Source organism: Sphingobium sp. MI1205 (genome assembly GCF_001563285.1).
In the GTDB taxonomy this organism is placed as follows: domain Bacteria; phylum Pseudomonadota; class Alphaproteobacteria; order Sphingomonadales; family Sphingomonadaceae; genus Sphingobium.
In genome coordinates this window covers 827,914-839,837 of record NZ_CP005188.1, presented here as the reverse complement: position 1 = coordinate 839,837, position 11,924 = coordinate 827,914, and the positions used below count along the sequence as shown (strand labels likewise).

The 11,924-nt window shown below is 61.2% G+C and carries 3 protein-coding genes and 1 tRNA gene; 3 read left to right on the top strand and 1 reads right to left on the bottom strand.

Annotated features, from left to right (window positions below):
• Positions 1–35: 35 nt before the first annotated feature.
• Both rpoC and K663_RS03980 read left to right on the top strand, forming a co-directional pair.
• Positions 36–4,292 (top strand): DNA-directed RNA polymerase subunit beta', encoded by a 4,257-nt coding sequence (gene rpoC / locus K663_RS03985; RefSeq protein WP_062114364.1) that lies wholly within the window; start codon positions 36–38, stop codon positions 4,290–4,292.
• 204 nt (positions 4,293–4,496) lie between these two features.
• Positions 4,497–4,570: transfer RNA gene (locus tag K663_RS03980), tRNA-Gln, on the top strand.
• 1,200 nt (positions 4,571–5,770) lie between these two features.
• On the opposite strand, the gene K663_RS03975 is transcribed toward K663_RS03980, so the two are convergent.
• On the bottom strand, positions 5,771–6,865 hold the full coding sequence (locus tag K663_RS03975; RefSeq protein WP_062114361.1) for a helix-turn-helix transcriptional regulator: 1,095 nt from the start codon (positions 6,863–6,865) through the stop codon (positions 5,771–5,773).
• A 213-nt stretch (positions 6,866–7,078) separates the two neighbouring features.
• On the opposite strand from K663_RS03975, the gene K663_RS03970 reads away from it, so the two are divergent.
• Entirely contained in the window at positions 7,079–11,809 is a 4,731-nt protein-coding gene (locus K663_RS03970) for an autotransporter outer membrane beta-barrel domain-containing protein (protein WP_062114356.1), read from the top strand.
• The last annotated feature ends 115 nt before the right edge of the window (positions 11,810–11,924 follow it).

The following is an 11,924-nucleotide window of genomic DNA, read 5'->3' as shown; positions in this document are numbered from 1 at the left end:
GCTCCAAAGATTTGCCCTCATGAGGGAATGAAAAAATGAACGAACTGACCAACTTCGCCAATCCGGTCCAGAAGCCGGAAACCTTCGACCAGATCCAGATCGGCCTTGCCTCTCCGGAGCGCATCCGCAGCTGGTCCTTCGGTGAGATCAAGAAGCCGGAAACCATCAACTACCGCACGTTCAAGCCCGAGCGCGACGGCCTGTTCTGCGCGCGCATTTTCGGTCCGATCAAGGACTATGAATGCCTGTGCGGCAAGTACAAGCGCATGAAATATAAGGGCATCGTCTGCGAAAAGTGCGGTGTCGAAGTCACGGTGTCGAAGGTCCGCCGCGAGCGCATGGGCCATATCGAACTGGCCGCGCCCGTCGCGCATATCTGGTTCCTGAAGTCGCTGCCCTCGCGCATCGGCCTGCTGCTCGACATGCAGTTGAAGCAGCTTGAGCGCGTCCTTTACTTCGAAAGCTACATCGTCACCGAGCCGGGCCTGACCCCGCTTGAGAAGTTCCAGCTTCTGAACGAAGACGAACTGCTCGACGCGCAGGACGAATATGGCGAGGACGCCTTCTCCGCGGGGATCGGCGCGGAAGCGGTCAAGCAAATGCTCATGGATCTCGACCTTGAGGGCGAGAAGCAGGCGCTGCTGGACGAGCTGGCCGTCACCAAGTCGGAACTGAAGCCCAAGAAGATCATCAAGCGCCTGAAGGTGGTTGAGAGCTTCCTGGAATCGGGTAACCGCCCCGAATGGATGATCCTGGACGTCGTGCCGGTCATCCCGCCAGAACTGCGCCCGCTGGTGCCGCTGGACGGCGGCCGTTTCGCGACGTCGGACCTCAACGACCTGTATCGCCGCGTCATCAACCGCAACAACCGCCTGAAGCGCCTGATGGAGCTGCGTGCGCCGGACATCATCGTCCGCAACGAAAAGCGCATGTTGCAGGAAGCCGTTGACGCCCTGTTCGACAATGGCCGCCGTGGCCGCGTCATCACCGGCGCGAACAAGCGTCCGCTGAAATCGCTGTCCGACATGCTCAAGGGCAAGCAGGGCCGCTTCCGCCAGAACCTGCTCGGCAAGCGCGTCGATTATTCGGGCCGTTCGGTCATCGTGACCGGGCCGGAACTCAAGCTGCATCAGTGCGGCCTGCCCAAGAAGATGGCGCTCGAACTGTTCAAGCCGTTCATCTACGCCCGCCTCGACGCCAAGGGTCTGTCCATGACCTTGAAGCAGGCGAAGAAGTGGGTCGAAAAGGAGCGCAAGGAAGTCTGGGACATCCTGGACGAGGTGATCCGCGAGCATCCGGTGATGCTGAACCGCGCGCCCACGCTCCACCGTCTTGGCATCCAGGCATTCGAGCCCGTGCTGATCGAAGGCAAGGCGATCCAGTTGCACCCGCTCGTCTGCTCGGCCTTCAACGCCGACTTCGACGGTGACCAGATGGCCGTCCACGTTCCGCTGAGCCTTGAAGCCCAGCTGGAAGCGCGCGTGCTGATGATGTCGACCAACAACATCCTGTCGCCCGCGAACGGCAAGCCGATCATCGTTCCGTCGCAGGACATGGTTCTGGGCATCTATTACCTGTCTATGGAGCGCGAAGGCGAGCCGGGCGAAGGCATGCTGCTTTCGGACATGCAGGAGGTCCACCAGGCCCTCTTTGCCAAGGCCGTCACGCTGCACTCGAAGATCATCAGCCGCGTGCCGCAGACCGACGAAGCCGGCAATCAGTATATGAAGCGCTTCGAAACGACGCCGGGCCGCATGCTGCTGGGCGAATGTCTGCCCAAGAGCCACAAGGTGCCCTTCGACGTCGTCAACCGCCTTCTCACCAAGAAGGAAATCGGTGACGTCATCGACCAGGTCTATCGTCACACGGGTCAGAAGGACACGGTGCTGTTCGCCGACGCCATCATGGCGCTGGGCTTCCGCCACGCGTTCCAGGCCGGCATTTCGTTCGGCAAGGACGACATGGTGATCCCGGACTCGAAGGAAGGCACTGTCGCTGAGACGAAGGCGCTGGTGGCCGACTATGAGCAGCAATATCAGGACGGCCTGATCACCCAGCAGGAAAAGTACAACAAGGTCATCGACGCCTGGAGCCGTTGCGGCGACGTGGTGGCGAACGCCATGATGGACGAAATCCGCGCCCAGCCCAAGGACCCGCAGACCGGCCGCCTCGCGCAGATCAACTCGATCTACATGATGGCGCACTCGGGCGCCCGTGGTTCGCAGGCCCAGATGAAGCAGCTTGCCGGCATGCGCGGCCTGATGGCCAAGCCTTCGGGCGAGATCATCGAAACGCCGATCATCTCGAACTTCAAGGAAGGGCTGACCGTCCTTGAATATTTCAACTCCACCCACGGCGCTCGCAAGGGTCTGGCCGACACCGCGCTCAAGACGGCGAACTCGGGTTACCTGACCCGCCGTCTGGTCGATGTCAGCCAGGACTGCACCATCGTCGAGGAGGATTGCGGCACCGACAAGGCGCTGGAGATGAAGGCCATCGTCCAGGGCGGTTCCGTCATCGCCTCGCTCGGCGAGCGTATCCTGGGCCGCACCACGGCGCAGGACATCGTCGACAGCAAGGACGGCACCATCATCGTGCCGATCGGCACGCTGCTGGACGAAGCGCTGGTGGCGCAGATCGAAGCCATCGGTACGCAGTCCGTGAAGATCCGCTCGCCTCTCATCTGCGAAAGCAGGATGGGCGTCTGCGGCAAGTGCTACGGCCGTGACCTCGCCCGTGGTACGCCGGTCAATATCGGTGAAGCGGTCGGTGTCATCGCGGCGCAGTCCATCGGTGAACCGGGTACGCAGCTTACCATGCGTACCTTCCACATCGGCGGCGCGGCGAACTTCAACGAAACGTCGAACCTGGAAGCCCTGTCGGACGGCACGATCGAACTGCGCGACATGCCGACCATCATGGACAAGAATGGCCGTCGCCTGTCGCTCGCCCGCAACGGCGAGATCGCGATCATCGACAATGAAGGCCGTGAACGCGAAACGCACCGCCTGCCTTACGGCGCCACCATCCTGTTCGCGGATGGCGACACCGTGAAGAAGGGTGAGCGCTTCGCCGAATGGGATCCCTTCACCATGCCGGTGATCACCGAAAAGCCGGGCATCGTGAAGTATCAGGACCTGATCGACGGCAAGACGCTGACCGAACAGACCGACGAAGCGACGGGCATCGCCCAGCGCGTCGTCACCGAGCATCGCGGTTCCGCCCGTACGAAGGAGGATCTGCGTCCCCGCCTCACCCTGCTCGACGACGAGTCGGGCGAAGCTGCCCGCTACATGCTGGCGGTGGGTGCGACCCTGTCGGTCGATGACGGTGCGCAGGTTCAGGCCGGTGACGTGCTGGCGCGTGTCAGCCGCGAAGCGGCCAAGACCCGCGACATCACCGGCGGTCTGCCGCGCGTCGCCGAACTGTTCGAAGCCCGCAAACCCAAGGACAATGCAATCATTGCCAAGGTGTCGGGCCGCGTGCAGTTCCTCAAGGATTACAAGGCGAAGCGCAAGATCGCCATCAATCCCGAGGATGGCAGCGAGCCGGTTGAGTATCTGATCCCCAAGAGCAAGGTGATCGACGTTCAGGAAGGCGACTTCGTGAAGCGCGGCGACAACCTGATCGGTGGTTCGCCTGATCCGCATGACATTCTGGAAGTGCTCGGCATCGAGCCGCTGGCAGAATATCTGGTAGCGGAAATCCAGGAAGTCTATCGCTTGCAGGGCGTGAAGATCAACGACAAGCACATCGAAACGATCGTTCGTCAGATGCTGCAAAAGGTCGAGATCATCGAGTCCGGCGACACCACGCTGCTGGTGGGCGAACAGGTCGATCGCGAGGAAATGGACGAGATCAACGCCAAGCTTCCGGCCGGTTACCAACCCGCCGCAGGCAAGCCGGTGCTGCTCGGCATTACCAAGGCTTCGCTGCAGACGCGCTCGTTCATCTCGGCCGCATCTTTCCAGGAAACGACCCGCGTTCTCACGGAAGCGGCCGTTCAGGGCAAGAAGGACACGCTGGTTGGCCTGAAGGAAAATGTCATCGTCGGCCGCCTCATCCCGGCGGGCACGGGTGCTGGCATGAACCGCATGCGCGTTGCCGCCTCGTCGCGTGACGCGGCGATGCGGGCCGCGCTGCGCGCCTCCAGCCAGGTTGACCTGATCGCGCCCAAGACCGCTGCCGCCGAGCATGCCGCCGAACTGGCGCAGGGCCCGGAAGCAGCGATCGGCGACGATCCGCTGGGCGTGGTTCAGGGTGAAGACTTCACCACCCAGGACCTCGACTGAGACCTTTGAAATAGGGGACGCCGTTTCCTACATCAGGAATGGCTCCCAAGCCCATCGATCCCGCAAGGGAAGATGAAAAGAGCCCGCCGGACGCGTCATCGTGTTCGGCGGGCTTTTTCCATGAATGGGCGTCGCAAGACCCTTGACCAATCCCGGCGAGCGGCCTATTTGCGGCCTCCCAAGCGGGAACCAGCCCGCGATTGATGCCCGATCGTCTAAAGGTAAGACTACGGACTCTGACTCCGTCAATTGAGGTTCGAATCCTCATCGGGCATCCAAAATCCCTATTCCCCCCCCTGGCTACCTCTCGCCCTTCGCGTGGGCGACCTCCTCTGCGTCCGACATTCCTGCAACCTCGCCGGTGGCGACCGTCTATCTTCCGGCTATTGCCACATCTCACTCATTTCGCATGTCGAACGACATATTGTGATCACAATGGCCGCCGCTAAATTCCCTCCAAAATAAAGAAGGAGGGGTCGTGACCAGCTTGATGAAAAGAGCGCTGCGCGCATTCAGTCGTCGTCGCCATATTCAGCAGCGGCTGGAGCAAATCAGGGCCGAGAGCAGCACTTCTGGCGCCCGCGCATTCACGCTAACCATATAAAGCGGAGGTGTTTGCTGAAGAAAGCGGTGCCGATCAAAGGGCGCCGCGGAACTTCCAATCATCAATATAGAGGTTTGCAGCCCCGCGCGAAACCGATGACGCAAGTGGTACCACCAAGCCAATCGCCTGGTGAAAAATCGTTGCATTTCACGCTGTTGATCGTGCGTTTACAGGACTCGACAAGGCTTTCCATCGCATTGTTTTAGTTATGTTTTGTTGATACCCCCCATTGCGAGCCCCCACCCGAGCCCCTACGCATTCGGGAATTTTGTGCGCAGGTTCGATTCCCAAAATCGCTCTACGGCTTCGTAACCCGTCTCATTCCGCCGTTAAATCAGATACATAAGCTGGCGACGCTGAGTTGAAGCAGCGGCCAAGTCCTAGCATCAGTTTTTTACATAAAATGATCACCGCTACCGAACCGTTGTCGCCATTCAGCCGGGAGTTTTCCAGTTCCAGGTGCGGACCGGCAGCTTACCGCAGCCGGCCAGACCCCAAAGCGGGATTATCTGCTTGGCCATCGCGGGTTGGAAGAGCCGCAAGAGTACGTCTAGCCGTCTCGTCCTGGCACCAACCATGACGCCCGAGTTAGTGCCGCGCTGTTGTGCGCTGGCGAGGGAAGCCGCGGCAATCCGGCAAACTGCCTCTCCGATCACTCGAGCCGGCGCTTACTATTCCAAACGACCTTCTGACAAAAAATAGCCCTGTCGCCACAAGGATAACAGGGCAGGATTAGCCTCACTGGCTAAAGCCATTGAGCCTTCGGGTCGCAGCTGCGCGCTATCAACTTTGATCGTCAGTGTCATACCCAGATGAGCGTATCGGAGCTGGTTTCCAGGCCAGTTTTCCGGGAGGGTAAGATCGGAGGGGAAGCCTATACCCGCAGCATTTGCCCGAACATGGTGACCAACTCGGCCTCCCTGCTCACGCCCAATTTGGCGAAGATTGATTTAAGCTGGGCCTTCACGGTTTGGGCGCTAGTGCCTCGGGCAGCAGCGATTTCATCGCGGGTTTCGCCGCGGGCCAATGCCAGCGCTACGGCCGCCTCGGCCGACGAAAGGCCAAAGCCGGCGCGCAGGATGGTGGGGGCCGCATCGTGCCACCGGCGGCCGGACCGGATTATGACCAATATTTGCGCGCCAGAATTCATGCGTAACGGCTGCGCAGGCAGCCGGCAGAGATCGGCAACCATGGGCATCTGCTTGCCATCTCCGCAAAGTATCAGCGTTTCCAATCCGACGGGCTGACGCTGGATACGGGCCAGGGCGTGGACAAGCGCGGCATCGTCCCTAGGCTGGGGAAGGCCAATCCTGCCGTCCACCAGCCGGAACCGGCCGGTGGAAAGCAGAGCTTGCGCTTCGCCCGTATTGCCTTTCATCTGCCCCGTCTCGTTGCAGACGAAAATAGGCAGGCCGACATATTCCAGCGCACCGGTCAGAAGCGCGGGTGCACTGTCTTCCAGCGCAAGTTGCATCTTTACCGCTGCGCGCACATGCGGCGCTATCGCCGCGAAAAAGGCTCGCGTATCCGCATCGGTCACGCCATCCTTGCGCGTGCGATTAACGGAAAAGCCGATGAAGCCATTGCCTCCGTCCAGAAGCTTGGTTTGGCAGCCATGCTGGATGTCATAGGCATCGCACATTTCGCGATAGAGATCGAACCCGGCGCTGCGGCCCACCGTTTGATAATCCGCTTCACTGCGTATGACAAAAGTCGCGTCATCCATCGAAGCACGCACGCGGACGTTGATGTTCGGATCGCCGCGTTCCTGTTCCACAAAGCGTGCGATCTGCACTGGATCGATGTCATTGATCCAGTTGAACGGGACGCCGCCGGGAACGAAGCCGACAAGTTGACCATGGGAACTGCCGGTCATTTCCGCCATGTCCCGCAGAGCGTCCAGCCACCCGTTACCGTCAATGGCAGCGAGCGCGAAACGCTCAGCCAGCCCCCATATTTTTTCGTTCACCCGGTATTATCCTGCCTCGCGACCCGGTTTGAACGTAAACATTATTATTCAGCATAGCGCCTTTTCGACGCCATGCCTGGCAGTTGATCTAGGCAGCTTCGAGTGAAAGCACAATATTTTAGACCATGAACAGAAAAATACCCCGATCGGGGGATGCGAGCAGAAGATAAGGCAGACTAGATCACATCCAATTACCGTATCGAGGGGGGATTCATGATCGGTCGAAAATCTGCGCGCGCGCCCGTTCGTCTTGGGCTTGGTCTGGGCGTCAGCATATTGGCACTTGGAACAGGCTCCGCCTTTGCCCAGATTGCGACCACCTGCCCCGACGGCAGCGCTGGCCCCCTCTGCATCATCAGCAATACCGGCTCGACCGGACCGATCAGCGGAACGCTCGGCACCGCGATCGTCGTGAACAATAGCGGCACGATTTCAGGGGATCCGGCCATCGCCGCAGGCCAGGCGGTCGTGCTTTCCGTGAACAACGCGAGCGGCGGCGTGATCGGGGACGGCATCAACGCCATCATCTCCCCTGCCCGTACGGGTATCCCGCTGCTCAGCTTCAATGTGACGAACGCTGGCACGATCAACGGCAATGTTTCCTACGTCGAGCCCACGCCCGCTTCCGGTCAAGGCCCCCTGGCTGGCGCCCTCTATTATTACATCTCCGACGGCGGCACGCTGAACGGTAATCTCCAGCTTGGCACCGGTTTCAGCACGGTGAATTTCATCCAGCGCGGCGCCGATGACGGCGTGACTGGCACGATCACGGCGGGCGGCGGTATCGACATCTACACGCGCAGCTACAGCCAGTCGCAATCGCTTGAGCTTGGCGCGAGAGCGCTGCCAGCGACCTTCGAGATCGAGGGGTTCGAAGCACGCGGCGCGGCAACCACGCTGACGCTGACTGGTCAGGGCACGACGATCAACCTGATGGGCGATGGTAATATCGTGAACAACGGCACGATAGGCCTGCTCAACACGGCGGGCCTCTACCCTCAGGGGGTGACCGTTGTTCCAGCAGCGATCGGCTATTACCAGACGCGGTTTGCGACCTTCCAGCGCGCGTTCGTGCCGGCCGGCACCGTTCCGCTTTACACGCCTGCTTATGGCGACGCACTGACCAGCTTCATCAATGAAGGGACGGTCAACGGAGACATCCGGATTGCGACCGCGTCCTTCGTCAACAATGATGAAATCAACCTGTCGACCGGCGGCATTGGCTCGGTCATCACAACCTCGGCCGGAGAAGACTTCGTGTTCCGCAACACCGGAACGATCGAGATGCTATCCAACGGCTTGCGTGCGCCAACCACGAACATTGAGCGCGAGTTTGACGATGGCGTGAATGCAGCTGTCCGCATCCGCCAGGCGCTGGAGACGACGACCGTGGCAGCAGCGACGATTGAAAACAGCGGCAGCATTGTTGGTGGCCTGGACACCAATGTCGCGGCGAATGTCTTCGCCTTCACCAACAGCGGCTTGATCGCAGGCATCGACGCCAACGGCTATTTCCAGCGCGGACTGACGCTGAGGGTCGGCGAACTCGATCTCGTTCTGCCCAATGCCAATGACGAGTTCAACGCCGATACGGCCACATTCATCAACACCGCCGATGGTGAAATCCGCGATGGCTTCTACGCTGGCGCCGCAACCCAGAACATGCGGTTCGAAAACCATGGCCTGATCGCTGCTTCGGCACGCGAAGGGGGCACGGCGCTCGTCATCGAGACCGGCCTTTTGCAGGACGATGGTCCGGACGATGTCGATGTCATCGACATTGCCGCCCAGAGCTTCGCGTTCACGAATAGCGGGACAATCAATGGCGCTGTCGAGGTCAATGTCGCAAATCGCGTCGCGACCTTCGCCAATAGCGGCTCTGTGACGCGGACCGAGCTTCCCATCAACCAAGGCAACCCGCCGACATATGGTGGCGTTGCCGCGTTTGACGTGGAATCGGAAACGGACGAAAGCCAATCCATCACCTTCAACAATAGCGGCGACATCATCGGGCAAGACCGTGGCGGTTCCGGCCTCGTTCTTGAAGTGGAAGCTGGCGATGGCGACGAGCCGGGCGTTCCCACGGCGGATGCCACCCTCAACGTGGTCAACAGCGGCGCTATCGAGGCTATCGGCGGCGCAACCGTGACGCCGGGTCAGTTCATCGGCCTGGGCCAGGGGACGGCCTATGTGTCACAGATCGCCGCCCTGGGCGTGGACGTGGAAAGCTCGGGCGCTGGCGTCGTGAATATCCAGAATCTCGAAGGCGGTGTAATCCAGGCCGGCGGCGGTCTCACCGCTGTCGTGGCTGGGTCGCCTCCGGGGGCTACTCAGCCTGTCTGGGTTTACAGCCCGATCGCCAACACCGCAGCGGCTCACACGGTTGCGGTTGCGGTGGCGGCCAAAACGGTGAACATCGTCAACAGCGGCACCATTCAGGGCGGCGCCGGAACCAATTACTTCCCCAACACGCCGGTCATCGACAACGCGATCGGTCAGCCCAACGGCTATCTGGCAGGCGCGATCCATACCAGTGGCGATCAACTCGAAGATGACAGTGGCTTCCTGCCCTCGACCGATCATGTGACGAACACAGCAACGGGCGTCATCATCGGATCGATCGATCTCAACGGAGGCGACGATCGCATCGACAATGCCGGTCAGATCAGCGGCGACATCTACATGCGCGAGGGCAACGACGCTGTTGTCAATGCGGGGACCATCAGCGGAACGGTGCAGATGGGAGACGGCGATGACAGCTTCACCCACCTGCTCACTTCGGCTGTGCTGAATGGAACGGTCGATGGCGGCGCAGGCGAGGACACGCTCGCCTTCGATATCACCGGTACGACCTACACCGGCTCTATCGACCCCGCGCTGCGGCAGCTGTTCGCCAGCTTCGAGGTTGAGAAGATCATCGGCACCGGTCAGGTCGTTGTCCAGCAAACGGTTGAGGTCTCCAGCGGCGGCGAGCTGAACCTCACCGAAGGATCAAGCATCGTTGTCGCCCCGGGCGAGACGGCAATCAACGGCGGCGCGGAAAGTGTCACCGTGTCCAATAGCGGCGAAGTGGTCGGCAACGTCGATCTTGGCGGCGGCGACAATGTGCTCACCAACACAGCGGGCGGGACAATCACCGGAAACATCGTTGCGGGAAGCGGCTCGGACAGCCTGATCAATAGCGGCGCCATCTCGGGCAACGTGGATCTGGGCGCAGGCGCGGACACCCTGACTATCGGCACCGGCGCGAGTTTTGGCGGTACGGCGACCGCTGGTGGCGGCACCGACATTCTCGCGTTCAATACCGGCAGCACTTATGCCGAGCAGACGACGATCGACGGCTCCAGCTTCACCGGCTTTGAGCAGGTCAACAACAGCGCCGGCGTCAACAGCTTCACCGGCAATTTGAGCGTCGAGGAAGTGAACGTCACCGGCGGCCGCCTGATCGGCCAGGCCGGGTCAACCCTGACCGGGTCGGTAGATGTCACCAGCGGCGGCACCTTCGGTACGGCAGGCACGGTCAGCGGCAACGTCACCATTGGTACGGGCGGCACCCTTTCGCCGGGCGCATCGCCGGGCATCATGACGATCAACGGCAATCTGACGATCACTGACGGTACGACCACGACCTTCGAGTTCGTGCCAGTCGGCCAGAGCGATCAGATCGTGGTCAATGGCGGCTCGGTGACGATCGGCGACAATACCACCGTCAACCTCACGGGTTCACTCACCCCCGGCGCTTCGCGCGACCTGATCGTGGTCAATGGCGGCGGCGCCATTACGGGCGATTTCGACATCGTCAATCGTGATCCCGGCATCGTCGGCGTGCTGCGTAACAATGGTACGGTGTTGCAGCTGCTCGGTACCTTCGTCGCACCCACCGGGACCACTGCACAGACGGACGCAGCGATCGACTATGTCAACGACCTCCTGATCGCCGGCACTGCCAGCACAGCACTGATCAATGCCGTTCCCACGCTGCTGAGCGGCAGCACCGCAAATGCTGCGGCGTTCGGCCAGTTGACGCCTGAAGCCTATGCCAGCGCGTCGCAACTTGGCGTGGAACAGGGGCTGGCGATCGCGAAGGCCGGACGCGCGGGCCTTGCGATCACGACGCGGGAGACGGCGGGCCTCTTCAGCTTCGCGCAAGGTCTGGGCGACTGGCGGACGCTCAAGGGGCGCGGGGCGATCGGCACAGCCACGGCAAAGAGCCACAGCTACGGTGTCCTGGGCGGCATAGGCTTTGGCACGGCCAGTGGCTCTGTCGGAGCATTCGTCGGCTATATCGACAGCCGCCAGACTCTTATCGGCAAGGGCGCGCGCACGAACTCCGACGGGTTGGTCGCAGGCCTGTCCGGTCACTTCATGAGCGGCGGCTTCGATGGAACGGTAACGGTCGCCTATGACTGGAGCGACGCCAACACGCGCCGCAGCGTGCCCGGTGCAACCGCATTGTCAGGCGATTACCGCCTGCGCAGCCTCTTGCTGGATGGCACTGTCGGCTACAGCTTCCCCATGGGCGCATGGGCGATCCGGCCTGAAGTCGGCATCACGCATGTCTCCACCCGCCGCGGGGCCGCGAACGAGACCGGCAGCGCCGCCTTCGCATTGGCAGTGGATCGGGCAAAGACCAACGCCACCTTCATCGATGGGGGCGTCAAGCTGAAGGGCGGCTTTGGCGAGGGGGCTGTCTTCCATCCTTGGGCGTCGCTTGGTCTACGTCACCAGCTTGAAGGCGAACAATCTTCCGCGCGTGCAGGCTTTGTCGGCAACACGGAGCGGTTCACGGTGCTGGGAGCTGGCCGCAAGGAGACCATGGCCACGGTTGGCGCGGGCGCCAGTTATGACCTGGCGGCACGCCTCACCCTCTATGGTGCCTATCAGGGCGAGTTCGGCGGGGGCCGCAGTCACAATGTCAACATTGGCGTTCGCTTCGCATTCTGATGTGACAGCCAGCATCGTTAAGATCGTTTAATCGATAGGGCTGCCAGGGGTGAAACCGGCGGCCCTATTTTTTTTGTGGAAGAACCGTGGCCACCACATTGCAGCTTAGCAGGCG

Coding starts and splice junctions, on each gene's coding strand:
- rpoC (WP_062114364.1), top strand. CDS start 36: ATGAACGAACTGACCAACTTCGCCAATCCGGTCCAGAAGCCGGAAACC.
- K663_RS03970 (WP_062114356.1), top strand. CDS start 7,079: ATGATCGGTCGAAAATCTGCGCGCGCGCCCGTTCGTCTTGGGCTTGGT.